The following is a 25,452-nucleotide window of genomic DNA, read 5'->3' as shown; positions in this document are numbered from 1 at the left end:
AGATTTCGTAGGACATCCAAGCTTTACTCTTCTTTTGGGGGCCGAGTGTTGGTAGCGTCACATCATGCTTGCATACACAGCCGGGGACACTGACGTCCCGCTGCTCGAGGAAACCATCGGCGACAATTTCGAACGGGTCGTGGCCAGGTTCCCCTACCAGGACGCACTGATCGAGGCTGCGGCGGTGCCGGGGGAAGAAGCCCGGCGCTGGAGCTACACCAAGCTGAACGACGACGTCGACCGCGCGGCACGAGCGCTGCTGGCCCTGGGCGTGGCCAAGGGTGACCGGATCGGCATCTGGAGCCCGAACTGTGCCGAGTGGACCATCCTGCAGTACGCGACGGCCAAAGTCGGGGCAATCCTGGTCAACGTCAATCCCGCGTACCGCAGCCATGAGCTGGAATTCGTGGTCAAGCAGAACGGGATGCGGATGCTGGTCGCGGCGCCGTCGGACCGCAACAGCGATTACACCGGCATGGCCCGGCAGGCGCTGGCCGAATGCCCGGAGCTGCGCGAACTCGTGTTCCTGCCCGACGCCGGCCTGCCCGCGCTTACCGCCGGCGTCCCCGAAACCCCGGCGGAGCGCACGTTTGCGGAGCTGCTCAAGCGGGCCGACGACGTCGCCCATGCCGCGCTGAAGGCGCGCATGGCCGAGCTGGACCCCTACGACGCGATCAACCTGCAGTACACCTCCGGGACCACCGGGTTCCCCAAGGGGGCCACGCTCTCGCACCACAACATCCTGAACAACGCCTACTCGATCGGTGAGCTGATGGGGTACACCGAGCACGACCGGGTGGTGCTGCCGGTGCCGTTCTACCACTGCTTCGGCATGGTGATCGGAAACCTGGCAGCACTCAGCCACGGCTGCGCCACCATCATCCCGGGCCGGGGGTTCACCCCCGCCGCCGCGCTGGAGGCCGTGCAGGACTTCGGCGGGACGTCGCTGTACGGCGTGCCAACGATGTTCATCGCCGAGCTCGCGCTGCCGGACTTTGCTTCCTACGACCTCTCCACCCTGCGCACCGGGGTGATGGCGGGATCGCTGTGTCCCATCGAGGTGATGAACCGCGTCATCTCGGAGATGAACATGACAGATGTGGTCATCTGCTACGGCATGACGGAGACCTCGCCGGTGTCCACCATGACCCGCAGTGTGGACACCATGGCGCAGCGCACCGAAAGCGTGGGCCGGACCATGCCGCAGCTGGAGAGCCAGGTGGTGGACCCGATGACTGGTGACGTGATGCAGCGCGGCGAGATCGGCGAACTGTGCACCCGCGGGTACTCCGTCATGAAGGGCTACTGGAGCCAGCCGGACAAGACCGCCGAGGCGGTCGACGCCGACGGCTGGATGCACACCGGGGACCTGGCCCGGATGGACGAGGACGGCTACATCGTGATCGAGGGCCGGATCAAGGACATGGTGATCCGCGGCGGGGAGAACGTCTATCCCCGCGAAATCGAGGAGTTCCTGTACACCCACCCGGACATCCAGGACGTGCAGGTGATCGGCGTACCGGACGCCAAGTACGGCGAGGAGCTGATGGCCTGCGTCATCCTCAAGCCCGGGGCCGCCCCGCTGGATGCCGGCAGCCTGGCCGCGTTCTGCCGCGGGAAGCTGGCGCACTACAAGATCCCGCGCTACGTGGACGTGCGCGAGGACTTCCCGATGACCGTCTCCGGGAAGATCCGCAAGGTGGATATGCGGCAGGAAGCTGTGGCCCGGCTCGGCCTCTGACCGCAGCCAACCGCCGCCAACCGCAACCAACCGCAACCAACCGCAACGCGGGGTCACATAGCGCCCATAAAACACCCCCGGATGGGCCGGAACTGACCCCGCGTTGCGGTGATTCGCGGGGACCTGTGGATAACTTCTGCGCCGGGGCCGGGAGGCGGCCACAATGGTGCGCATGGTCCGCATTGCGCCGCTTCCCGAGCGCCTCGCCCAGGCGCCGTTCACCGTCTATGAGTCCCGCCGGCTGGGTGTCCCGCCCAAACGGCTGCGGGCGAAGGACTTGTCCGACGGTGGCCGCCTCATCTACCTGCCCGCCGGGCGGTCCCTGGAAATCATCGAACGTGCCCGCGTGCTGGCCGCCGCCACACCCGGCGCCTGGGTGTCCCACGAAACCGCGGCGGTCCTCACCCTGCTGGGCCTGCCGCCGTGGCTGGGCGGCTGTGCCAGCATCCACCTCAGCAAGCCGCATGAACTGCCCCGGGTCCGGCGGGCGGGAGTCATCGGTCACCGCGTACGGTGCATCCCCGGCGAGCTGACCGACGTCGACGGCATCCCCGTGACGGCACCGCCCCGGACCTGGCTGGATCTGGCCGCTGTCCTGCCGCTCCACTACCTCATCGCCCTTGGCGACCAGATCATCCGCCGACCCCGGCCGGGGCTCGAGGGTCGGTCCGAACCCTACGCGGAGAAGGAAGGGCTGCGGCTGCTCATCCGCCAGCACCCCAACATGAAGGGCGTGGAGAAGGCCAGGCTCGCCCTGGAGGAGATGCGGGTGGGAGCTGACTCCTTTCCGGAGACCTTCCTGCGGCTGGCGATGCTGGATGCGCGGCTGCCGGAGCCGGAGCTGCAAGTGAGGCTCGATCCGGACGACCGGCGCTCGCCGGCTGCCGACCTGGGCTACCGGCGGTACCGGATCGCCATCCAGTACGACGGCGCGCCCCACCTCACGCGGGAACAGCAGTCGCGCGACAACCGGCGGGACGAGGCGTTCCGCAGCGCCGGGTGGGCGTATTTCAAAGTCAACGCCGATGACCTGGCCGAGGGCTTCGAAGGCGTCGTCGCCCGGATCAAGAGGGCCCGGCTCCGCCGCCTCTGACCCACGTGCCGCCGCCCACCGGCACTGCAACGCGGGGTCAGTTAGCGCCCAAGAAGGGGCTCCGGATGGGCCGTAAGTGACCCCGCGTTGCTTTGGGGAGGGGCTAGTGGCTGCGGTGGTCCTGGATGGTCATCCGCGGGCCGAAGGTCGGTTTGCGGAAGCCGCTGAGCCCGAGCATCCGGACCACGCGCTGCCGGTGCCCGGCCCACGGGGCCAGCAGCCGGAGCATCCCGGCGTCGTCGGTCCGGCGCCCGGTCAGCGCCGCCCCCACATACGCCGCCAGGTGGTAGTCGCCCACCGCAATCGAATCCGGACAGCCGTGCGTGCGCTGCACGACCTCGGCCGCGGTCCATACGCCGATGCCGGGGATGCTCTGCAGTTTCGCGGAGGCCTCCGCGGCCGGCAGGACCGCCAGCCGTTCCAGCGCGGCGGCGGAGCGCAGCGCGCGCATGACGGCCGCCGAGCGCTGCGGACCCACCCCGGCCTGGTGCCATTCCCAGGACGGGACGCGCAGCCACTGCTCGGGCGTGGGCTGCACCAGCAGGTTCGCCGGCGCAACGGTGCCGGCACCCGGGGCCGGGGTGCCGAAGCGGTACATCAGGTAGCGGTAGCCGCGCCGGGCCTCGATCACGGTGACCTTCTGCTCCAGGATCGTGGGCACCAGGGCGTCGACCAGGCGGCCGGTGGCGGGCAGCCGGACGGCGGGGTTCCGGCGTCGGGCCTCGACCACCAGCCGGGGGAGGGTGGCGTGGAAGGCGGGCGCATCAAAGGCGGACCAGTCGTCGTCGCGGCCCAGCAGCCGCGGCGCGGCATCGGCGGCATCGGCCGCACCCGGTCCCCAGGCCTGGATTTCGACGGCGGGACCCGCCGGCGGACAGTCCGACGGATAAGCCACCGCCAGCCGGAGCGTGGCCGGACCCGACGGCGTGGTGAACGCCATCCAGAGGCCGTCCGCCGCCATGCGGATGGATGGATCGCCGTGCCCCCGCAGCAGCGTCCCGATGGTCTGCATCAGGTCGAAGGGACCGCCCGGGTGCCACCGCACGGAGGCGTCCGCCGCGGCGGCAACGCCGGCGGGGACGTCTGCAATGGTCATCCGACCATGATTCCACGAACGCCTGACAGCGGCTGTACCGGAGGCACCCGCAGGATGGGCCGGAGGCCCCTTATCCTTCCCCGCAGCCGGGGCTAGACTCCGGCTGTGGCACGGACCGCCCGCGCCCGCCGCCGGACCCGGATCCCAGGGTTCCTAGGAGAATGTGATGGCTGGTGAAGTAGTTCATTTTGAGATCCCCGCAGACGACGAGAATCGCGCCCGGGAGTTCTACAGTTCCATTTTCGGCTGGGAGTTCCAGGTTCTTCCGGAGATGGACTACAGCCTTGCGATGACCACGCCGCTGGACGAGCAGGGCAGGCCCACTGTGCCCGGTTCCATCAACGGCGGCCTGTTCAAGCGCGGGGAGGGGCTCACCGCCCCGGTGGTGACGATAGATGTGGAGGACATTGACGCCGTCCTGGCGCAAATCGTGGCGCAGGGCGGTGCTGTTCATCGGGAAAAGATGGAGGTTCCGGGGTCTGGCTGGAACGCCTACTTCAAGGACTCCGAGGGCAACATTGTAGGCCTGTGGCAGAACGCGGCAGAGACCTAGACTTTCGCTGTGGCGCGGACCGCCCGCGCCATGGACCGAGACACCGAGTTCCTGTTCTAAGGAGAGTGTGATGGCTGGCGGAGTAATCCATTTCGAAATCCCCGCAGACGACGAGAACCGCGCACGGGAGTTCTACAGGTCGGCGCTCGGCTGGAGAATAGACGCCATGCCGGAGCTGAGTTACGCCATGCTCATGACGACGCCGACGGACGAGACGGGCATGCCCTCCGTTCCGGGATCCATCAACGGCGGTATGTTCCGCCGCGAGGGGGAACTCACGTCCCCGGTTATCACGGTGGACGTGGAGGACATCGACGCGGCGCTGGAGAAGATCAATGCCCTGGGCGGCAGCACCGTCCTGCCGCGGCAGGAGGTTAGCACCATGGGCTGGGCCGCCTATTTCCGGGACACCGAAGGCAACATCATCGGCCTGTGGCAGAACGCCGCGCCGGAGGCAGGTGCCGCGGACGCCGGGGCGGCTGGGGCGAACGACATCGGCGCCTGAGGCACGCGGGCCCGCCGGCGCCGGTGCATCGCGGTGGTGAGGCGGCGGGCGTCAGCCTCCGGCCAGGGCCGCCCCCGGAACCGCCCCGCCGTGCCCGGGGCCACCCCTGGCCGGCGGAGACGGTAACTTTGTACCTATGAAGTACGCCCAGTCCGTTCTGGACCTCATCGGCAATACGCCGCTCGTCAAGCTGCACCACGTCACCGACGGCATCGGGGCCACGGTCCTGGTGAAGCTGGAATACCTGAACCCCGGCGGTTCCATCAAGGACCGCATCGCGGTGAAGATGATCGAGGAGGCCGAACGCACCGGCAAGCTCATGCCCGGCGGCACCATCGTGGAACCCACCTCCGGCAACACCGGCGTCGGCCTGGCCCTCGTGGCCCAGCAGAAGGGCTACCGCTGCATCTTCGTGGTGCCGGACAAGGTCGGCGAGGACAAGCGCGCCGTGCTCCAGGCCTACGGCGCCGAGGTTGTGGTGACGCCCACCGCCGTTCCCCCCGACAGCCCGCAGAGCTACTACGGCGTCTCGGACCGGCTCGTCACCGAGATCCCCGGCGCCTACAAGCCCGACCAGTTTTCCAACCCCGCCGCCCCGGCCAGCCACTACGAGTCCACCGGCCCGGAAATCTGGCGCGACACGGACGGCCGGATCACCCACTGCGTCATCGGCGCCGGCACCGGCGGCACCATCACCGGCACCGGCCGGTACCTCAAGGAAGTATCCGCCCACCGCGCGGAGGCCGACGGCGGCATGGTCAAGATCATCGGCGCGGACCCGGCGGGTTCGGTCTACTCCGGCGGCACCGGCCGGCCGTACTTCGTCGAGGGTGTCGGCGAGGACATGTGGCCCGCCAACTACGACAAGTCCATCCCGGACAGCGTCATCGCCGTCAGTGACGCCGAATCCTTCGAGATGACGCGGCGGCTGGCCCGCGAGGAAGGCCTGCTCGTGGGCGGGTCCTCCGGCATGGCCGTCGTCGCCGCCCTGCGGGTCGCCAGGGACCTGCCGGAGGACGCCGTCGTCGTCGTGATCCTGCCGGACTCCGGCCGCGGCTACCTGGCCAAGATCTTTAACGACCAGTGGATGCGCTCCTACGGCTTCCTGGCCAGCGGCGACGAAGCTTCCGTGGGCGAGATCCTCAAGGCCAAGACCGGGGAGCTGCCGGACCTGGTGCACATCCACCCGAACGAGAGCGTCCGCGACGTCATCAACATCATGAACGAGTACGGCGTCTCCCACATCCCGGTACTGTCCCAGGAACCGCCCGTAGTGATGGGCGAGGTCCTCGGCGCCGTGGACGAGCGCACCCTGACCGCCAAACTGTTCCGCGGCGAGGCCAAGCTCTCGGACAAGGTCTCCGAACACATGGAGGCCCGGCTGCCGGTGATCGGTTCGCTCGAATCGATCCAGACGGCCCGCGAACTCCTCTCCGACGCGGACACCCTCATGGTCACGTTCGTCGGCGCTCCGGTGGGGATCCTGACCCGCCACGACCTCCTCGCCTACCTGAGCAACTGAAGCCACTGACCGCCGCAACTGACCTCAGCCACTGACCCGGCAGCCGGACCGCCCTCCAGGGGCGCCCGGCCGCCGGCCGAAAGGATCGCACATGTCTTTGCCAGAAAGCTCCTCCGCACCCACCCCCGGCTTCAACACCCGTGCCGTGCACGCCGGCCAGGAGTTCGAGCCGCGCACCGGCGCCGTCGTGCCGCCGGTGCACTTTTCCACCACCTACGCCCAGGAAGCGATCGGCGTGCTGCGGGCCGGCTACGAGTACGGCCGCGGCACCAACCCCACCCGTGACTCGCTGCAGGAACAGCTCGCCGCGCTGGAGGGCGGGACCGCCGCGTTCTCCTTCAGCTCCGGCCTCGCCGCCGAGGACTCCATGATCCGCGCGCTCACCCGCCCCGGGGACCACATCGTGCTCGGCAACGACGCCTACGGCGGCACCTACCGGCTGATCGCCCGGGTGCTGGGGGAGTGGGGCATCGGCAACACCCCGGTGGACATGTCCAACCTCGACGGCGTTGCGCAGGCCGTGGCGGCGGGTGGATCAAACGGGGGCAAGACCCGCCTCGTGTGGGTGGAGACGCCGTCGAACCCGATGATGAAAATCACCGACATCGCCGCCCTCGCCAAACTGGCGCACGACGCCGGCGCCCTCCTCGTCGTGGACAACACCTTCGCCTCGCCGTACCTGCAGAACCCGCTTGCCCTCGGCGCCGACATCGTGGTGCACTCCACGACGAAGTACATCGGCGGGCACTCGGACGTCGTCGGCGGCGCCATCATCGTCAACGACGCTGAGCTGGCCGAGAAAATCGGCTTCGTACAGTTCGCCGTCGGTGCCATCTCCGGCCCGATGGACGCGTTCCTGACCACCCGCGGCCTCAAGACCCTGGGCGTCCGGATGGACCGGCACAGCGACAACGCGCAGGCCGTGGCCGAATGGCTGCTGCAGCGCCCCGAGGTCGAAGCCGTGCTGTACCCGGGACTGCCCTCCCACCCCGGGCACGAGCTCGCCCGGAAACAGATGAAGAAGTTCGGCGGCATGATCTCCGTGCAGTTCAAGGGCGGCGAGGCGGCAGCACGCAAGGTGGCCGAGTCCACCTCCGTGTTCACTTTGGCGGAGTCCCTCGGCGGGATCGAATCCCTGATGAACTACCCCTCGGAAATGACGCACGCCTCGGTCAAGGGCACCGAACTCGCGGTGCCGGTCAACCTGATCCGGCTCTCCTGCGGCATCGAGGACGTCGAGGACCTCATCGCCGACCTCGAGCAGGCCTTCGCGCAGCTCGACTCCGCGGCCGGCGCGTCAGGCAGCTAAGCACCCGTGACCACCACCAGGGCCACGCCCTCCACCATGCGCGGCTGGCTCGCGACGTCGGCCGGCGCGCTCGCCGTCGTCCTCGCCCTGGTGGTGCTGTACTCGGCCTACATCCCGCTGATGAACGACTTCGAGGTGTACTTCTACGGCGGCAGCCGGGTGCTGCAGACCGGAGAGGCCGGCGTCAACGAGCTCTACGCGCCGCGGGACGGGCTGCCGTTCACCTACCCGCCGTTCGCGGCGCTGCTGTTCGCGGCGATGGCGGCCCTGGGCCAGGGCGGCGGAAGCCTCGTGTTCATCGCCACGGCGTTGCTGGGCGCCGCGGTCGTGTCCGCCTGGCTCGCGCGGCACTACTTCCGGCTGGGAAGCTGGCGGCACGCGTTCGCCGACTGGCGCTTCCGGGCCGTGGCCCTGGCCGGCACCGCAGCGATCCTGCTTCTGGGTCCGTGGCGGGACACCTTCGACTTCGGCCAGATCAACATCATCCTGATGGGCCTGATCCTGGCTGACTTCGCGCTCTACGGCAAAGCCCGGGCCGGGGAGATCCGCTGGCCCGCCGGGCTGCTGATCGGCATCGCGGCCGGGGTCAAACTGACCCCGCTGGCGTTCGGGCTGTATTTCCTGGTCCGCCGCGACTTCAAGGCGCTCGGCTGGATGGCAGCGGGCTTCTTCGGCTCGATCGGCCTGGCCTGGGCCATCCTGCCCACGGCCTCGCTCACCTTCTGGACCAGGATCCTGCCGGACACCGGACGGATCGGCGGGCCGGCGTACGTGGACAATCTCTCGGTCAAAGGCCTGCTGCTGCACCTGGGACTCCCCGACTCCGGCCTGACCAGCATGCTGTGGCTGGTGCTCTCCCTGGCCCTCGCCGCGGTGGCCGCGCTCGTGATCGCCTGGGCTGTGGCCGCGGACGAGAACTTCGTCGCGGTCTCCGCCACCGCCGTGCTGATGCTCCTGATCAGCCCGGTGTCCTGGTCCCACCACTGGGTGTGGATGGCCGTTGCGCTGCCCTGCATGGGCTTCGCGATCCACCGGGTGCCGTCCCGGAACGGCCGGATGCGCCTCGCCGGGTGGATCATTGTCGCATTCTCGGCCCTGGCCTTCTACCTGACGCCCAAGTACCTCTCCGTCATGGCGGGGGCCGCCGAATGGGGCAAGGACCCGCAGACCCAGTGGCAGCTCATCGTGGCGAGCCTCGGCGTGCTCTGCGGCATCGCCATGCTGGTGTTCTGGGCGCTGGCCTACCGGCCCTCCCGCGCTGCGCTGCGCCAGGGGGCCTAGCGCCTCCGTCTCTTCCTGCCCGCCGCTAGGCTGGTCCGCATGGAAGCCACCCAGCCTGCCACCCCGCCTGCCGCACTGTCCTATGTACCCCAGCCTGCCGAGCCCCCGGCGCACCGCAAGACTGTCCTCGTGACCGGCGTCGGCCGGCTGAAGGGAATCGGTGCGGGCATCGCACGCCGGTTGGCGGCCGACGGCTGGGACCTCGTGCTGACCTACTGGCAGGACTACGACGCCCGGATGCCGTGGGGAGTGCAGCCCGACGACGTCGCACGGCTCACCGCGGAACTGCGGGCCACCGGCGCCGCCGTGACCGCGCTGCCAGCGGATTTCCAGGACCCGCAGGCCGCGGACGGGCTGATGGAGGCGATCGCGGCGCAGGCCGGGCCGCTCCAGGGGCTGGTGCTCAGCCATGCTGAATCCGTGGACTCGTGCATCCTCGACACGTCCCTTGAGAGCTTCGAGCGGCATTTTGCCGTCAATGCCCGCGCCAGCTGGCAGCTGATCGCGGCGTTTGCCCGGCAGGCTTCGCCCGAGGGCGGCGCGATCGTGGCCCTGACCAGTGACCACACCGCCTTCAACCTGCCCTACGGCGCGTCCAAGGGTGCGCTGGACCGGATCGTCACGGCGGCGGCGCGGGAACTCGGACCGCTGGGGATCAGCGCCAATGTACTCAATCCCGGGCCGGTGGACACCGGCTGGATGGACCGGCCGCTGCGTGAAGAACTGGCCCGGCGCCAGCCCGGCGGCCGGCTCGGAACCCCGGCGGATGTGGCCGGGACGGTGGGGTTCCTGCTCTCGCCCGAGGGCCGCTGGGTGTCGGGCCAGCTGGTCAAGGCCGACGGCGGCTTCTCCGCCTGAGGCGCCGGGGCTAGCGGAAGGCGGCCAGCCCGGTGATGTGCTGGCCCAGGACCAGGGTGTGGACCTCGTCGGTGCCCTCGTAGGTCCGCACGGATTCCAGGTTGGCGGCGTGCCGGAGCGGCGAATAGTCCAGGGTGATCCCGTTCCCGCCCAGGATGGTCCGGGCCTCGCGGGCTATCGCGATCGCCTCACGCACGTTGTTCAGCTTCCCCAGCGAGATCTGCTCGGGCCGCAGCTTCCCGGCATCCTTGAGCCGTCCGAGCTGCAGTGCCAGGAGGGTGCCCTTCTGGATCTCGAGCAGCATGTTCACGAGTTTCTCCTGGGTCAGCTGGTACCCCGCGAGCGGCCTGCCGAACTGCAGGCGCTCCTGCGAATACTGCAGCGCGGCCTCGTAGGAGTCCCGAGCCGCGCCCATCGCACCCCACGCGATCCCGTAGCGGGCCTCGTTCAGGCAGCTGAACGGGCCACGAAGCCCGCGGGCTGCCGGAAGCAGGGCCTCCGGACCCAGCCGGACGCCGTCGAACGCGACATCACACTGGATCGAGGCGCGCATCGAGAGTTTCTGTCCGATCGGTGTCGCGGTGACTCCGGGGGTGCGGGCGGGGACCAGGAAGCCGCGGACCCCGTCGTCGGTCATTGCCCACACCACCAGCACGTCGGCCACGGAGGCGAGTCCGATCCAGCGTTTGGTGCCGTCCAGGATCCAGCCGGCTTCCTCGCCGGAGCCGTCGCGGCGGGCGAACGTCTGCATGGCGGCCGGGTCCGATCCGGCCGTGGGCTCGGTCAGCGCGAAGCTGCCGATCAGTTCGCCGGCGGCCATCCGGGGGAGCCACTCCTGCTTCTGCTCCTCGGAGCCCCACTTGTGGATGGCCGTCATGGCCAGCGAGCCCTGCACCGAGACGAAGGTCCGGATCCCGGAATCGCCGGCCTCCAGCTCCATGGCCGCCAGGCCGTATTCGACGGCGGAGCGGCCCGGGCAGCCATAGCCCTCCAGATGCATCCCGAGCACGCCGAGTTCCCCCAGCTCGGGGGCCAGCTCCAGCGGGAAGACGCCGTCGTCGTACCAGCCCGCGATGCCGGGACGGATCCGCTGGTCCGTGAAATCGCGGACCCGCTCCCGGACGGCCAGTTCCCCGGCGCTCAGGAGGGAATCGATTGCCAGGACATCGGAAAGGTCAGCGTCATTGCTCATTCCAGCATCCTACGGCGGCGCCCGCTACCCGGCGGAGCCGGAGGTCGTGTGCTCAAGGAAATAGCGCCGGGTGGACGGTGCGAAACGGCACACCGCGGCCAGCACCGCGCCGAGGCCCAGCAGCACAACACCGCTGACGAAGGCCCCGCCAACGCCCAGGATTTGGGTGTCGCCGTAGCCCGGATCCCACATTTGCACCGCGGAGACGCAGAACGCGCCGGTCAGCGCCAGGGCGCCCAGGAACGGCAGGACCCCCCGGAACCAAAGGTTGCGGGCCGATCCGCGCAACGTCCCGCGGAAGTACCAGACGCAGGCGAACCCGGTAAGGGCGTAGTAGAAGGCGATAAAGAGGCTGATGGAGCTGATCGAGTCGGAGAGCAGGTTCTCACTCAGCAGGCTCATCAGCACGTAATAGGCGATGGCGGCGCCACCCATGACCTTGGTCGAGAACCCGGGGGTCTGGTAGCGCGGGTGGACCTCGCCGAACTTCGCGGGCAGTGCCCCGTGCGCCCCCATCGACAGGGTGCCGCGGGCTGTGGGGAGGATCGTGGTCTGCGTGGAGGACAGCACGGAGGCCAGGACCGCGACGACGATCAGCCAGCCCCAGGGCCCGAGAACCACGTCCTTCATGGCCAGGAAGACATCGCCGTTGTTGGCGTCGTTGCCCAGGCCGATCCCTTCCGTGCCGTCGGTGGCGTACATCATCACAAGCAGGGCCACGGACACGTAGATCGCCACCAGCACAAACGCTGAAATAACGGCGCCACGGCCCGGTGTGGTGGCCGGATTCTCGGTCTCCTCGTTCACCGCGAAGCAGGTGTCCCAGCCCCAGTAGATGAAAAGCGCCAGGAGTACGCCGTGGACGACGGCGCCGGGATCGGCGAAGGCGCCGACCGGATTGAACCACTCAAAGTCGAAAGCCTGGCCGATCGGGGACCCGGACGGCGTCCCGCTGACGATTTGGACGACCATCGCGACGGCGAAGATGCCCAGCGCTATGTACTGCACGTAGGTCAGGACCCGTTGAACATGCTCACCGAGCCGGATGCCCCGGTGGTTCACCACGGTCATAAAGGCAATGAACAGCACCCCTGTGGCGGTCACCACGAGGCTGTTCGCAGCCAGCGAACCGTCCCCGACCAGCAGCCACAGGTACTGCCCGGCGACCTGGCCAAGGTTGGCCAGCACCACGACGCCGGCGAGCGCCACGCCCCAGCCGCCCAGCCAGCCGGCCCAGGGGCCGAAGGCGCGCCGGGCCCAGATGAAGGTGGTGCCGCAGTCCGGCATGGCGCTGTTCAGTTCACGGAAGGCATAAGCGATGAAAAGGACCGGGACAAAGCCCAGGAGCAGGATCAGGGGCGTGTAATTGCCGTTCACCGCCACGATCAGGCCAAGGGTGGCGGCGAGCGAATAGACCGGGGCGGTGGACGCCAGGCCCAGCATCACCGAGTCGCCGAGATCCAGGATTCCGGCGCGCAGCCCCTTGGCAGGGATGGCGCTTTGTCCGCTGGGGCTGCCGGCCGTCGTCGTCCTGGTGCTCATAGGGTGATACCTGCCTTGCTGGAATGGGCCTTCGAGAAGGAGAGCGGGGCCGCAGAGTCAATGGTGTTTGGCACAAAGCGGCAGAAGTAGTCGGTGATCGGGCCATCAGATTCGCGGATGCCGCAGCCGACCGATTCGCCGCCGACCACCCAGAGCCCTAGCACCGGACGGTTGCCGTCGAAGTCCGGTAAGGCGTGGAACTGCTGGTAGCACCAGCCTTCACGGCCGTAGCCGCCGGGCTGTTCAAGGTTGATGCCGTTGGCGTGGATCTTGATGTTGTCCCCTTCGCGGCCGTGCAGCGGCTTGGCCACCCATTCGGTGAGGGGGCCGGGGCTGTCAAGATAGGCCGGCAGCAGGTTGGGATGGTCCGGGTACAGATGCCACAGGGCCGCGAGCAGTGCCTTGTTGGACAGGAGCATCTTCCAGGCGGGTTCCACCCAGCGCGGGTTGTGGGAACGTTGGAGCAGGCGCTGGCCGAACTGCTCCTTCATCATCAGTTCCCAGGGATAGAGCTTGAACATGGTGCTGATCAGGAAGTTGTCCAGGTCCACGAAGCGGTTGAGGTTCGGGTCCCAGCCGATATCGGACATGTTGATTCCGATGGTGGTCCAGCCGCCCTGGCCCGCGACGTCGCGCATGTAGGCGGCGGTCATCCAGTCCTCGCCGGATTCCTCCTCTTCGGCGTGGGCAACATGCAGGGTACTCATGCCGGTCCTGTACTGCAGTTTCTTCCACTCCCGGACCAGGGCTTCATGGATGCCGTTCCACTGGTCCTTCCCGGGGAAGACGTCCTGCAGCCAGAACCACTGCGCCACGGACGCCTCGATGAGCCCGGTGGGGGTGTCGGCGTTGTATTCGAGCATCTTGGCCGGGCCGCCCTGGCCGTCGTAGACAAAGTCGAAGCGGCCGTAGACGTCGGCGTCGCCGGCCTGCAGGGACTCAGCGGCGAGCTCCAGCGCCTGGGGCCCGATGCCGATCGGCCCCATGGCGCCCGTCGATAGGTACTTCGCGGCCTCCAGAGACATAAGGTGCATCTCCTCCGCAGTCTGTTCGAGGGTCTCCACTTCGTCCATGGTGAACTCGTAGTACGCGTCCTCGTGCCAGTACTCGAGGGCGCTGCCGTCAGGCAGGGTGGTGGTGGAGAAGACGAGGCCCTGCTGTTCAACCCGCTGTTTCCAGTCCGGCCGTGGCTCGGAAATATGTCGTTTCATGCCTAGCCTCCTGTGCTTCCGCCCTTGGAGCTGGAGCCGAAGCCGCCCCGGCTCACAGTGCCGCCCTTGGAGCTGTACCCTGTCGATGCCTTCGCGCCGGCCGGGGCAGTCCTGGTGTAGCTGGGGTAGCTGGACCGGTTCTGTCCCAGCCCCGGCACGCTCGCACCGCGGGAGTAGAAGTACCAGGCGTAGGCACCGGAGCCGCGTCCCGCGGTGCTGCTGTTGCCGCACTGGGTGTCCTCGACGCGCTCGCCGGTGTCGTCGTTGAAGCACACCTGGGCATAGTCGGCGTCATCCTCCTTACTGGCCACCATCGCGGTGATGGTTCCGGCCAGCAGCGCGGTCACGCCGAGCGCGACCACAACTGTGCGGCGCTGGTTGCGCTTCTTCCGGTCCGGAGCTGATGCCAGCTTCCGCGCACGTTCACGGCCGAAAGGGTCCACGATGGGGCTCGACGGGACGGGACCGGCCGGTGACGGGGACCCGGGGGAATCTGACACCTTGTCCTGGTCCACCAATTCGGGGCGGAGCACCGGCTGGGGCACCTGCCACGGCGGCTGCTGGCCGTCACTGCTCCGGGGCCTCGGGGTGAAGTCCTCCCGGGCGGTTTTCCACGCCGGCGGTCCGGCCGCTTTTCCCTCGCCCGGCCCCGATTTTTCCGGCTTGTCCTGCTTGTCCATGCTTCCCCTGCATTTCCTCTGGCTTGCGGCCGTAGTGCCGGTGACAGCCTAACCGCCAACCGTTCCGCCGACTAACGTCAAACAGGGTAGAACTCCCCGTGCCTGCGGCGGGGTCCCGCCTCGGTGCCCAGGCCTACACTGGTGCCATGGACACCGCTTCTGTGCTCGCCGTCTGCCGCGTACACCAGTTGCTGGACGACCCCGGCAGCGTGGGCGTCACGGCGATCGACAAACGTCCCGTGGCCGGGCCCGTCAGGGTGCACAGGCTCGGGCTGCGCGGTGACGTCCAGGCCAGCCGGGTCCACCACGGCGGCGAGGACCAGGCGCTGTACGCCTACTCCCAGGACGATGCCGACTACTGGGCCGCGGAGCTCGGCCGGGAACTGCCGCCGGGGATCTTCGGTGAGAACCTGCGCATTGCCGGCATCAGCGCCACCCACGCCATCATCGGCGAACGCTGGAAGATCGGACTCGACGTGGAAGTCGAAGTGACCTCGCCCCGCACCCCCTGCGCGGCCTTCCAGCGCCGGATGCATGAGCCGCACTGGGTCAGGCGGTTCGGCGATGCCGGGCGGGTGGGGACCTATCTGCGGGTGGTGCGGGCGGGCAGCATCCAGGCGGGGGACCACATCCACCGGATCTTCGTTCCCACCCACGGGGTGAGCATCGGCAAATGGTTCAGCGACCCCACGCTCGAGGACATGGAGGCCCTGCGGGACGCCGACGCCGACGGCGAGATCCGCCTCCAGCCCGAGTACCACGGGGAGTTCGCGAAGCTTCAGCGCCGCCTTGGGGTGTAGCGGGCCGGGCGCCCGTGTGCGCAAGGTCACCGCCGTCGTCGGCCCCTGCGTTACCCAAGCGCGAATCCATGCCCTACAATTGAACTATCCCCCACTCCGGAAATCCCTTATTTCCTGCCCAATTCTTGAGGCAAGACTGGTAAGTGTTGGGGCCCGCGCAATTGAGATGCGGGCATTTTCATAGGGAGAGCCGGCTAAAGAAAACGCTGTACAGACTGCTGGGATAGCAGCCAAGAGATGCAGCGGGAAGTCCTGCCACGGGATTGCGAAAGCGCCGGGCTTCTATGTGACCGGCCGGTCAAAGTATGCCCGGCGGTTTCGGTCACGCGTACTGCGGCTCCGCTCACCTCGGGTTGTGCCGCTTGGCCCCTATGGATGAGGATATTCACCTATGCCCGAAAATCAGAACAACTCCGTCGAAACCGAACTCACCACCGAGAATAGCCAGGTCGACGTCGAGACTTCTGAAACGGCTGCCCCCGCAGCCGGCTCCGCCCCGGTATTCACCGAGGCTCCTGCGAACAACGACGCTCCGGCCGCTGCCGAAGCCGCACCGCAGGCCGACGCTCCGGCTGCCGCCGAAGCTGCCCCGAAGGCCGAAGCCCCGGCTGCCGCCGAAGCTGCCCCGAAGGCCGACGCCCCGGCTGCCGCCGCGAAGGAAGAAGACGCCGAAGAAGAAGGCGTCAAGTTCGTCGACCTCGGCATCGACGCCCGCGTCCTTGCCGCCCTCCAGGACGTTGGCTACGAGAAGCCGTCCCCGATCCAGGCAGCAACCATCCCGTTGCTGCTCGAAGGCCGCGACGTCGTGGGCCTGGCCCAGACCGGCACCGGTAAGACTGCAGCATTCGCAGTACCGGCACTGTCCCGTCTGGCCGAGCTCCACGACCTCAACGGCCCGTCCCGCAAGACCCAGGCCCTGGTGCTCGCTCCGACCCGCGAGCTCGCCCTTCAGGTCGCCGAGGCCTTCACCTCGTACGCCAAGCACATCGACGACTTCACTGTCCTGCCGGTGTACGGCGGCTCCGCCTACGGCCCCCAGCTCAACGGCCTGCGCCGCGGCGCCCAGGTTGTTGTCGGTACCCCCGGCCGCGTGATCGACCACATCTCCAAGGGTTCCCTCGACCTGTCCGAACTCCAGTACCTGGTCCTGGACGAGGCTGACGAGATGCTCCGCATGGGCTTCGCCGAAGACGTGGAGCAGATCTTCCAGCAGACCCCCGCGGGCCGCCAGGTTGCCCTGTTCTCCGCCACGATGCCGAGCCAGATCCGCCGGCTGTCCAAGCAGTACCTGAACAACCCGGCCGAGGTGCAGGTCAAGTCCAAGACCACCACGGGCGCCAACACCCGCCAGCGCTACCTGCAGGTCATGGGCCCGCACAAGCTCGACGCGCTGACCCGCATCCTCGAGGTCGAGCCGTTCGAAGGCGTCATTGCCTTCGTCCGGACCAAGATGGCGACCGAGGACCTCGCCGACAAGCTGCGTGCACGGGGCTTCCAGGCCGCCGCTATCAACGGTGACATCCCGCAGCAGCAGCGCGAGCGTACGGTCGAGGCCCTGCGTGACGGGAAGATCGACATCCTGGTCGCCACCGACGTTGCGGCCCGCGGCCTTGACGTGGAGCGAGTCAGCCACGTGGTCAACTACGACATCCCGCACGACACCGAGTCCTACGTTCACCGCATCGGCCGCACCGGCCGTGCAGGCCGTTCCGGTGACGCGATCCTGTTCATGACGCCGCGGGAGAAGTACCTGCTGCGGTCTATCGAGAAGGCGACCCGCCAGCCGGTGGAGCAGATGCACCTGCCCACCGCCGAGTCGGTCAACACCCTGCGCCTGGGCAAGTTCGCGGAGAAGATCACCGAGACCCTCGCCTCCGAGGATGTTTCGTCGTTCCGCGACCTCATCGCCTCCTACGAGGAAGAGCACAACGTTCCGGCCTCGGAAATCGCCGCCGCGCTGGCAGTGATGGCCCAGGGCGGCCAGCCGCTGCTGGTCAAGGAACTGCCGGCTGCTCCTGAATTCCAGAAGCGCGAGCGCGCCAAGGACGGCTTCGGCTCCCGCGGCCCGACCCGCACCCTGACCGAAGGCAACGCCACCTACCGGATCGCCGTCGGACGCCGTCAGCGCGTCATGCCGGGTTCGATCGTTGGCGCCATTGCCAACGAAGGCGGCATCTCCTCGGCCCAGATCGGCGGCATCGACATCCGCGCCGACCACTCCCTCGTGGAGCTCCCGGCGGACCTGAGCGCCGACCAGCTGAAGGCCCTGTCCCGCACCCGGATCGGCGGCGAGCTGATCCACCTCGAGCTGGACAACGGCCGCAAGCCCTCCGGCGAACGCGGCAGCTACCAGGGTGGCGGCCAGGGCGGCAGCCGCGGCGGATACTCCGGCGGCGGCGACCGTGGCGGGTTCTCGGGCGGCGGCGACCGTGGCGGCAACTTCAAGGGCAACGGCGGCTTCAAGCGCGAATTCCGCAAGACCGACGGCGAGCGGACCTCCGCTGACCGTGACGGACGCTCCTTCAGCGACCGCAACGAGCGTGGCGTCGGCTCCGACGCGGCCCGCAAGCCGCGCACCAAGTGGTAACCATCAGCTGCTAACGCACTGATTCACCCCGAGAACGGGCCGGCCCAGCAGCCGGCCCGTTCTCCGTTAAGTTCCCTTGGTCACATCCGCAGGTCCGGCGGTGCCGCAGGACGCGCCAGCGGAGCATCTCCGGGCCGCTGAGACCCCGGAGACCCCGGATTTCCGCCGGTTCTGGCGCTTTCGGGGCGCCCCCGGCGCCGATTTGTTGGGAGCGGAATCTTCCGGTAAAGTATTTACTCGTTGCCCCCCTAGCTCAGTGGTAGAGCGCGTTCTTGGTAAGAACGAGGTCACCGGATCGATTCCGGTGGGGGGCTCTGAATGAGGGCCTGTGTCAAGGCGGTTTTGACCGGCTGAGCGCAGGTTTTCCTCATTTATGGCGGCGTAGCTCAGTTGGTTAGAGCGCACGACTCATAATCGTGAGGTCGGGAGATCGAGCCTCCCCGCCGCTACAGAATGACCCTTCAGGCCCAGCCTGCGGGGTCCTTTTGTTTTTAACCCGGTTGCCCTGTCACTTTTAGTGCTTTTGGCAGCCCGGAAGCAACCAAAGGTGATAGCGCAACGGGTGCGGGTTCGGGGCGCGTGGGCCAGAATGGGTCCATGACTCGAATCGCAATCATTGGCGGCCACGGCAAAGTGGCTCTGGAACTGTCCCGCATCCTCTCCGCCGAGGGAATGGACGTGACATCGTTCATCCGCAACCCGGAGCACCGGGAGGACGTCGCAGCCACCGGCGCCGCTCCGGTGGTCCTGGATGTTGAACATTCGACGACGGCGGAGATCGCCGGGGCGCTCCGGAACCACGACGCCGTGGTCTGGTCCGCCGGTGCCGGCGGCGGGAGTCCCGAGCGGACTTACACCGTGGACCGGGACGCCGCCATCCGGTCGATGGACGCGGCGGCCGAGGCCGGCGTCGGGCGGTACATCATGGTCTCCTACCTCGGCGCCGGGACGGATCACGGGGTCCCCGAGGACAACGGCTTCTTTGCGTACGCCGAGGCCAAGGCCGCTGCGGACTCCTACCTGCGCGGAACGGATCTGGACTGGACCATCCTGGGGCCCGGAACGCTCACCGACGGGCCCGGCAACGGCCTGATCGAGGTCAACCCGGAGGACGGCACCGCGGGCACCGAAACGGCGCGGGCCAACGTGGCCCTGGTCGCGGCGGCGGTGCTGGGGCTGCCCTCGACGGCCGGACGCACCGTCGAATTCCGGGACGGCACCCTGCCGCTGGCGGCGGCCCTGGAACCTGTGAGCTAGCCGGCGCAGGGTGGCGCCCCGGCCCTGCCGAACCACGGACGCCGGTCTGCCCTTGATGCGATAACCCCGGGGAGGCTTCTGCGGGGCGCCCTAACGCGCGATCCTCAGCTCCAGCGCATTCTCCTCGACGTAGTCCAGGGCATGCCGGACAGCGCCGAAAGTGACAATCGCGTCGCCCAGGGGCGAGACCGTCACGCGCGGGGGCGTCGCCGTGAACCGGGGGAGCAAGGCCGTGATGCCGGGCAGGAGCGCGCCGGCGGAGTCGGCCACCGCCCCGCCGATCACCACCTGCTCCGGGTTCACGAAGCTCGCCACGGACGCGATCACCCGTGCCATCCGTTCCGAGATGCGTGCCAGGATCGCCAGCGCGGCGGGATCCCCGGCGGCGGCATCCTCAAACACGCGGCGGGCGCTCGCCGCACCGCCAGCGGCGGGGCCGCCGCCGGCTGCAGACCACTGCCGGGCCAGGCTGGCGATGCCTTCGCTGGAGCCGACGCCCTCCACGAGGTCCAGATAGCCCATTTCGCCGGCCGCTCCGCCGCGGCCGTGCAGCAGCCGCCCGGATTCCATCACCCCGGCGCCCAGCCGTTCGCCGGCCAGGAGCACCACGAGATCGTCGACGCCGGCGCCGGAGCCCCGCCAGCGTTCGCCCAGGGCGGCCAGATTCGCGTCGTTCTCGAGCAGCACCGTCCAGCCGTGCAGCTCCTTCAGTGCCGAGCGGAGCCCGACGTCGAACAGGCTCCAGAAATGCTGGGTGACCAGCACGTTGCCGGCACGGTCCACGGGTGCGGCGATGCCGGCACCGACGGCCAGGACCTTGTCCGGGCCGGTCCCGGCGGCGGACAGCGCCCGGCGGCAGGCACGGTCGACGATCTCGATGCGCTCCTCCGCGGGGATGTCGGCGGCCCGGAAGCGCTCGCTGGACCGGCCGAGGATGGTGCCGCGGAGGTCCGCGACCGCCGCGGTGGTGGTGGCGGCGCCGATGTCCAGGCCCAGCACATACCCGGCGCCGCTGTTGAGCTCGAAGCGGCGGGCCGGGCGCCCCTTGCGCGGACTCCCGGGCAGTTCGTCGTCGCGCGACTCCAGTTCACGGATCCAGCCGCGCCGGATCAGGTCCTCGCAGACGGCGATCACCGATGCCCGCGTCAGCCCGGTCCGGGCCATCAGCTCGGTCCCGGTGGCCACCTCCGTGGTCCGGATGACGCCGAGCACGGAGCGGGCGTTGAACCGGCGCAGCAGCTGGGGCGTGGCGGCGGCTGCGTGCGGCATCGGAATCTTGACCTCCCCATAACTACGGACCCATAATTGATCCGGCAATATATTTAGCTTGTATCTAAATTATCAGAAGCACCGCTCCGAACCCGAAGGATCACCCCTTGTCCAACACCGCCACGCTGGCAACCCTGTCCGGTTCCGATCTCGCCGCTGACCCCAACTGGTGGCGGCAGGCTTCCGTGTACCAGATCTACCCGCGCAGCTTCTCCGACTCCAACGGCGACGGACTCGGCGACATCAAGGGCATCACGGCGAAGGTCCCCTACCTGAAACAGCTCGGGATCGACGCCGTCTGGCTGAGCCCGTTCTACCCCTCGGCCCTCGCGGACGGCGGCTATGACGTCGATGACTACCGCGACGTCGACCCCAAGCTGGGAACGCTGGAGGACTTCGATGAGATGTCCGCCGCCCTGCACGCCGCCGGCATCAAACTGATCGCCGACATCGTCCCCAACCACTCCTCGAACCGCCACGCCTGGTTCCAGGAAGCCCTGACGTCCCCGCGCGGCTCCGACGCGCGGGAGCGCTACATCTTCCGCGATGGGCTTGGGCAGAACGGCGAGCTCCCGCCGTCGGACTGGGAGTCAGTGTTCGGCGGGCCGGCCTGGGAACGCATCACCGAGCCGGACGGCAGCCCCGGCCAGTGGTACATGCACATCTTCGCCAAGGAACAGCCGGACCTGAACTGGTCCAACCGGGAAATCCGCGACGACTTCCTCAAGACCCTGCGCTTCTGGTCCGACCGCGGCGTGGACGGCTTCCGGGTCGACGTCGCGCATGCCCTGACCAAGGACCTCACCGAGCCGCTGCTGTCCAAGGTCGAGCTCAGCGAGGCCAACAGCGGCACCGACGGCTTCGACGACGGCTCGCACCCGTTCTGGGACCGCGACGAGGTCCACGAGATCTACGTCGAGTGGCGCGAGGTCTTCAACGAATACAACCCGCCGCGCACCGCGGTCGCCGAAGCCTGGGTCCACGCCAGCCGCCGCGGCCGCTACGCGAGCCCGGAGGGCCTGGGCCAGGCGTTCAACTTCGACCTCCTGCAGGCCGACTTCGACGCCGACGAGTTCCGCGAAATCATCACCCGGAACCTCGCCGAGGCCACCGAGTCCGGAGCCTCCTCCACCTGGGTGTTCTCCAACCACGACGTCGTCCGCCACGCCACGCGCTACGGGCTGCCCAAAGGCGGCGGCAAGCACGCCAAGGGACAGGACGGGAAGGGCTGGCTGCTGGCCGGCGCCCCGTCCGAGGAGCTCGACGTCGAGCTCGGACTGCGCCGAGCCCGCGCCGCCACGCAGCTGATGCTGGCGCTGCCGGGCTCCGCCTACCTCTACCAGGGTGAGGAGCTGGGGCTCCAGGAAGTCGCAGACATCCCCGACGCCGAACGCCAGGATCCGACCTTCTTCCGCAACAAGGGCGTGGAGATCGGCCGGGACGGGTGCCGGGTGCCGCTGCCCTGGGCCGCCGAGGGCAGTTCCTTCGGCTTCGGCGACGGCGGGGCGCACCTGCCGCAGCCGGCGTGGTTCGGCCGCTACGCCGTCGCTGCCGAGGACGGTGTGGAGGGCTCCACGCTGGAGTTTTACCGCCAGGCGCTGAAGCTGCGCCGGGAACTGCAGACCTCCGAAGAACTGCAGTGGCACACCACGGCCAGCCCCGCGGTGCTGCACTTCAGCCGCCCCGGCGGCTGGCAGACCGTGACCAACTTCGGGAACGAACCCGCCCCGCTGCCCGCCGGAACCGTGCTGCTCAGCAGCGGGCCGCTGGAGAAGAACCTTCTGCCGGGCAGCACCACCGTCTGGCTGCGGTGAACCGGCCGGAGACCAGAGAGCCGGGCAGCGCACCGGTCAAACAACCGGCCGGACGGCGCGCCCAGGAAGTGATCTACGGCTGCATGGGCCTGGGCGGCAGCTGGTCGCCGGAGCCGCACTCGTCCGCACATGTGGACGAGGCGGCTGCCGCCGTCGACGCCGCCCTGGAGGCCGGCATTACCCTGTTCGACCACGCCGACATCTACCGGGGCGGCAAGTCCGAGGCCGTGTTCGGCGAGGTGCTTGCGCAGACCCCGGGGCTGCGCGAACGCATCCGGCTGCAGACCAAGTGCGGCATCCGGCTCAACGAACACGGTCTGGAGGGCTACTACGACCTGAGCCGGGACGCCATCCTGGCCCGGGTCAACGAGAGCCTGGGCCGGCTCCGCACGGACTACGTGGACGTGCTGATGCTCCACCGCCCCGATCCGCTGATGGAGCCCGCCGAGGTGGCCTCCGCCGTCGGGCAGCTGATGGCCGAAGGCAAGGTCCGGGCGCTGGGCGTGTCCAACATGTCCGCTGCGCAGATCGAGCTGCTGCAGGACCGGCTTGAGACCCCGGTGGTCGCCAACCAGCTGGAGATGAGCCTGTTCACACGCGCCTGGCTGGAGAGCACGGTGCTGGTCAACCATGCCGAGGGAACGGACTACAGCTTCCCGCACGGCACCGTGGAGCACTGCGTCCGGCACGGCATCACCCTGCAGGCGTACGGCTCCCTGGCCCGGGGACTCTATACCGGGGCGCCGGCTGCGGTGCCGTCGGCCGCGGAGGAAGCGACCGCCGGGCTCGTGGCGCAGCTGGCCGCGGAGAAAGAGACGACCAGGGAATCGGTCCTGCTGGGCTGGCTGATGAAGCACCCGGCCGGCATTGCCCCCGTGATCGGCACCGCCAGGCCGGACCGCATCCGCGCCTGCGCGGACGCAGCCGGGGTCGCCGCGGCCATGACCCGGGCCGAGTGGTATCGGCTCTGGGTCACGGCGCGCGGCAGCAACATCCCGTAGCCGCCCCGCCGTCGTGACCCCGCCCATTCAGCTCGCAGCGGGGGCCGTTCTGACAGTCGAGAACGGCCCCTGCTGCCAGTCAGATGGGCGGGGACGTGATTTTGGTCGTAATGGTCGCCCCGGAGGGCCGGATCGCTTAACCTCAAACGCCCCCGGGCGGCTAGCGTAGATACATGACTTCCACCACCACTGCCGGGACCCTCCGGACCCAACGCAATATCCCCGCTGAAATCGCCCGTTCCTGGCTGCTGGTCAATGCCATGAAAACCGAGCTCTTCGACCAGTCGGCTGGCTCCCGCGCGGACGCCATCATCCTGGACATCGAGGACGCGGTGGACCCCTCGCAGAAGGATGCTGCCCGCGGACACGTCGTGGACTGGCTGACGGCCGGCGGCAGCGCCTGGGTCCGGATCAACGACGCCACGAGCCCCTTCTGGGCCGATGACCTTGCCGGGCTCCGCGGCACCCCGGGCCTGCTTGGCGTGATGCTGGCCAAAACCGAGTCCGCGGACCAGGTCACCGAAAGCTTCCACCGCATGGACGGCAAGACCCCGGTCATCCCGCTGGTCGAATCCGCCGTCGGCATCGAGGAAGCCAACCACATCGCCAAGGCCCAGGGCGCGTTCCGGCTGGCCTTCGGCTCGGGCGACTTCCGCCGCGACACCGGCATGGCGGCGACCCCCGAGGCCATGGCGTACCCGCGAGCCAAGCTCGTCGTGGCCAGCCGCGTCGGGAACCTGCCCGGCCCCATCGACGGCCCCACCGTCGGCACCAACCACCCGATCCTGCGCGAGCAGACCGGGATCACCGTGATGATGGGCATGACCGGCAAGCTGTGCCTCGCGATCGACCAGACCCACGTCATCAACGAGGTCATCAGCCCGACGCCGTCCGACGTCGCCTGGGCCACCGACTTCATGGCCGACTTCGAAGCCAACGGCCGCGTCATCCGTGACGGCTCCGATCTGCCCCGCCTGGGCCGCGCCGAGAAGATCATGAAGCTCGCGGTAGCCTTTGGGGTGCAGCCGGCCCTGTAGCCGGCCCCGAACCAAGGAGACCCCGTGACCGATACCTGTTATCTGGTCCACGGGGTCTTTTGGGATGCCGGACCGACGGGCTCGGCGGTGCACGACGTCGGGCGCCCGGCGATGCGGCTGCAGGACCCTGACGGCGGCTTCACCGAACTGCCGCTCTACGCCGGAACCCGGCTCGGCTTCCGGCTCGCCGCCGCGGGGAAGCACTGCCTCGGGCACCACTTGGTCCACGGGCCCGCCGACCGCGATCACGTCCTGTGCCCGGACCGGGCACCGGCCGTGAAGGGCAGCCAGTGCGAGCGGTGCTTCGTCGTGGACGACTCGCGGCTCATCCACGACTTCCACCGCGGCGGGCGCGTACCGCCCGGGCTGCGGGCCTACCTGATGCAGCCGCACTGGCTGTACATCGCCACCTTCGCCAACGGCGCCAGCAAAGTGGGCACCGCCGCGAACCTGCGCAAATGGCAGAGACTCGCGGAACAGGGCGCCGTCACCGCCCGCTACGTCGCCCGCGCCGACGACGGCCGGGTGGTCAGGAACCTTGAGGACCTGGTGACCCGCGACGCCGGCATCCCCCAGCAGATCCGCTCCGCCGCCAAAGCCGCAGCCCTGGCCGGTCCGGCGCCCGCGGCCGAACTGGATGCCCGGAACAGCCGGCTGGCCGCGGAGGTCCGCGGGCTGCTGGCCGGCGCCGGGGGCGGCGGCTTCGGCGTCGTGGATGAGCACTGGCAGCGGCCGGGCCTCTCGGATGCGATCTGCGCGCCGGCTGCCCGGCACGCCTACCCGCATGAGCTCGGCACTGGAGCCCACGGGTTCCGGGTCGACTCGCTGAGCGGCAGCGTCGCGCTGGCCCCGCTCGACGGCGCCGATCTCGAATTCATCGTCAACCTGGGGCAGCTGAAGGCGCGGACGATGGTGCTTGGGGACCACGGCTCCGGCGTCCCCGCGGTGCAGGAAACACTGTTCTGACGCTGAAATTTCCCCGCGACGCGCAAAATACCGGACGCGCCCGTATTCCCGCGTCGCCAGGCATTCTGCGTGTCGCCAGGCATTCCGGGTGTCGCCAGGACTTTTGCGGATCGCGGCGCTGCCGGCGGTCCCCGGTAG

General features: G+C 68.8%; 21 protein-coding genes and 2 tRNA genes. 17 read left to right on the top strand and 6 right to left on the bottom strand.

Annotation, left to right across the window (positions count from 1 at the left end):
* Positions 1 to 64 precede the first annotated feature (64 nt).
* A complete protein-coding gene (locus ACZYZ3_RS02750) occupies positions 65 to 1,741 on the top strand; it encodes an AMP-binding protein (protein WP_463962309.1) in 1,677 nt (558 codons plus the stop codon).
* A 172-nt stretch (positions 1,742 to 1,913) separates the two neighbouring features.
* Positions 1,914 to 2,834 (top strand): endonuclease domain-containing protein, encoded by a 921-nt coding sequence (locus ACZYZ3_RS02745; protein ID WP_463962308.1) that lies wholly within the window; start codon positions 1,914 to 1,916, stop codon positions 2,832 to 2,834.
* Positions 2,835 to 2,937: 103 nt separating this feature from the next.
* Here the strand turns inward: ACZYZ3_RS02745 and ACZYZ3_RS02740 are convergent, their stop codons facing one another.
* On the bottom strand, positions 2,938 to 3,930 hold the full coding sequence (locus ACZYZ3_RS02740; protein ID WP_463962307.1) for a DNA-3-methyladenine glycosylase family protein: 993 nt from the start codon (positions 3,928 to 3,930) through the stop codon (positions 2,938 to 2,940).
* Positions 3,931 to 4,096: 166 nt separating this feature from the next.
* On the opposite strand from ACZYZ3_RS02740, the gene ACZYZ3_RS02735 reads away from it, so the two are divergent.
* The 6 genes from ACZYZ3_RS02735 to ACZYZ3_RS02710 all read left to right on the top strand — a co-directional run bounded on the left by ACZYZ3_RS02735 (position 4,097) and on the right by ACZYZ3_RS02710 (position 9,958).
* The gene (locus tag ACZYZ3_RS02735; RefSeq protein WP_463962306.1) at positions 4,097 to 4,483 is read left to right on the top strand and encodes a VOC family protein; all 387 of its coding nucleotides are present in this window, start codon (positions 4,097 to 4,099) and stop codon (positions 4,481 to 4,483) included.
* A gap of 70 nt (positions 4,484 to 4,553) precedes the next feature.
* Entirely contained in the window at positions 4,554 to 4,988 is a 435-nt protein-coding gene (locus tag ACZYZ3_RS02730) for a VOC family protein (protein WP_463962305.1), read from the top strand.
* Between the two features lie 136 nt (positions 4,989 to 5,124).
* Entirely contained in the window at positions 5,125 to 6,510 is a 1,386-nt protein-coding gene (locus tag ACZYZ3_RS02725) for a cystathionine beta-synthase (RefSeq protein WP_463962304.1), read from the top strand.
* A 91-nt stretch (positions 6,511 to 6,601) separates the two neighbouring features.
* Positions 6,602 to 7,819, top strand: a complete 1,218-nt coding sequence (locus ACZYZ3_RS02720) for a cystathionine gamma-synthase (RefSeq protein WP_463962303.1) — start codon at positions 6,602 to 6,604, stop codon at positions 7,817 to 7,819.
* 6 nt (positions 7,820 to 7,825) lie between these two features.
* Positions 7,826 to 9,100, top strand: a complete 1,275-nt coding sequence (locus ACZYZ3_RS02715; RefSeq protein ID WP_463962302.1) for a glycosyltransferase 87 family protein — start codon at positions 7,826 to 7,828, stop codon at positions 9,098 to 9,100.
* A 39-nt stretch (positions 9,101 to 9,139) separates the two neighbouring features.
* On the top strand, positions 9,140 to 9,958 hold the full coding sequence (locus ACZYZ3_RS02710) for an SDR family oxidoreductase (RefSeq protein WP_463962301.1): 819 nt from the start codon (positions 9,140 to 9,142) through the stop codon (positions 9,956 to 9,958).
* Positions 9,959 to 9,968: 10 nt separating this feature from the next.
* On the opposite strand, the gene ACZYZ3_RS02705 is transcribed toward ACZYZ3_RS02710, so the two are convergent.
* Genes ACZYZ3_RS02705 through ACZYZ3_RS02690 form a run of 4 tightly spaced genes read right to left on the bottom strand, consistent with a single transcriptional unit; the run spans position 9,969 to position 14,583 of the window.
* A complete protein-coding gene (locus ACZYZ3_RS02705; protein ID WP_463962300.1) occupies positions 9,969 to 11,150 on the bottom strand; it encodes an acyl-CoA dehydrogenase family protein in 1,182 nt (393 codons plus the stop codon).
* A 24-nt stretch (positions 11,151 to 11,174) separates the two neighbouring features.
* On the bottom strand, positions 11,175 to 12,692 hold the full coding sequence (locus ACZYZ3_RS02700; RefSeq protein WP_463962299.1) for an APC family permease: 1,518 nt from the start codon (positions 12,690 to 12,692) through the stop codon (positions 11,175 to 11,177).
* Positions 12,689 to 13,903: a glutathionylspermidine synthase family protein gene (locus ACZYZ3_RS02695; protein WP_463962298.1), complete on the bottom strand. Its 1,215-nt coding sequence runs from the start codon at positions 13,901 to 13,903 to the stop codon at positions 12,689 to 12,691. Before ACZYZ3_RS02695 ends, ACZYZ3_RS02700 begins: the two co-directional genes overlap by 4 nt.
* A 2-nt stretch (positions 13,904 to 13,905) precedes the next feature.
* Complete coding sequence (locus ACZYZ3_RS02690) at positions 13,906 to 14,583, bottom strand: Tat pathway signal protein (RefSeq protein ID WP_463962297.1); 678 nt, start codon at positions 14,581 to 14,583, stop codon at positions 13,906 to 13,908.
* 146 nt (positions 14,584 to 14,729) lie between these two features.
* Between ACZYZ3_RS02690 and ACZYZ3_RS02685 the strand changes: the two genes are divergently transcribed.
* The 5 genes from ACZYZ3_RS02685 to ACZYZ3_RS02665 all read left to right on the top strand — a co-directional run bounded on the left by ACZYZ3_RS02685 (position 14,730) and on the right by ACZYZ3_RS02665 (position 19,227).
* A complete protein-coding gene (locus ACZYZ3_RS02685; RefSeq protein ID WP_463962296.1) occupies positions 14,730 to 15,383 on the top strand; it encodes an MOSC domain-containing protein in 654 nt (217 codons plus the stop codon).
* Positions 15,384 to 15,774: 391 nt separating this feature from the next.
* Entirely contained in the window at positions 15,775 to 17,970 is a 2,196-nt protein-coding gene (locus ACZYZ3_RS02680) for a DEAD/DEAH box helicase (protein WP_463962295.1), read from the top strand.
* Positions 17,971 to 18,212: 242 nt separating this feature from the next.
* A tRNA-Thr gene (locus ACZYZ3_RS02675) sits at positions 18,213 to 18,284 on the top strand.
* Between the two features lie 61 nt (positions 18,285 to 18,345).
* A tRNA-Met gene (locus ACZYZ3_RS02670) sits at positions 18,346 to 18,419 on the top strand.
* 148 nt (positions 18,420 to 18,567) lie between these two features.
* A complete protein-coding gene (locus ACZYZ3_RS02665) occupies positions 18,568 to 19,227 on the top strand; it encodes an NAD(P)H-binding protein (RefSeq protein WP_463962294.1) in 660 nt (219 codons plus the stop codon).
* 90 nt (positions 19,228 to 19,317) lie between these two features.
* Here the strand turns inward: ACZYZ3_RS02665 and ACZYZ3_RS02660 are convergent, their stop codons facing one another.
* Positions 19,318 to 20,496, bottom strand: coding sequence for an ROK family transcriptional regulator (locus ACZYZ3_RS02660; protein WP_463962293.1), 1,179 nt, complete (start codon positions 20,494 to 20,496; stop codon positions 19,318 to 19,320).
* Positions 20,497 to 20,603: 107 nt separating this feature from the next.
* Here ACZYZ3_RS02660 and ACZYZ3_RS02655 point away from each other — a divergent pair, with 107 nt between their 5' ends.
* From ACZYZ3_RS02655 to ACZYZ3_RS02640, 4 genes are all read left to right on the top strand, one after another.
* The gene (locus ACZYZ3_RS02655; RefSeq protein WP_463962292.1) at positions 20,604 to 22,310 is read left to right on the top strand and encodes a glycoside hydrolase family 13 protein; all 1,707 of its coding nucleotides are present in this window, start codon (positions 20,604 to 20,606) and stop codon (positions 22,308 to 22,310) included.
* Between the two features lie 68 nt (positions 22,311 to 22,378).
* Positions 22,379 to 23,311 carry an aldo/keto reductase gene (locus ACZYZ3_RS02650; protein ID WP_463962499.1) on the top strand — a complete coding sequence of 311 codons (933 nt, stop codon included), beginning with the start codon at positions 22,379 to 22,381 and terminating at the stop codon, positions 23,309 to 23,311.
* Between the two features lie 173 nt (positions 23,312 to 23,484).
* Positions 23,485 to 24,348, top strand: coding sequence for an HpcH/HpaI aldolase/citrate lyase family protein (locus ACZYZ3_RS02645; RefSeq protein ID WP_463962291.1), 864 nt, complete (start codon positions 23,485 to 23,487; stop codon positions 24,346 to 24,348).
* A gap of 24 nt (positions 24,349 to 24,372) precedes the next feature.
* The gene (locus ACZYZ3_RS02640) at positions 24,373 to 25,314 is read left to right on the top strand and encodes a DUF2797 domain-containing protein (RefSeq protein WP_463962290.1); all 942 of its coding nucleotides are present in this window, start codon (positions 24,373 to 24,375) and stop codon (positions 25,312 to 25,314) included.
* Positions 25,315 to 25,452 lie beyond the last annotated feature (138 nt).

It is taken from the genome of Pseudarthrobacter linnaei (assembly GCF_055412825.1).
This window is presented reverse-complemented; position numbering and strand designations above follow the sequence as displayed.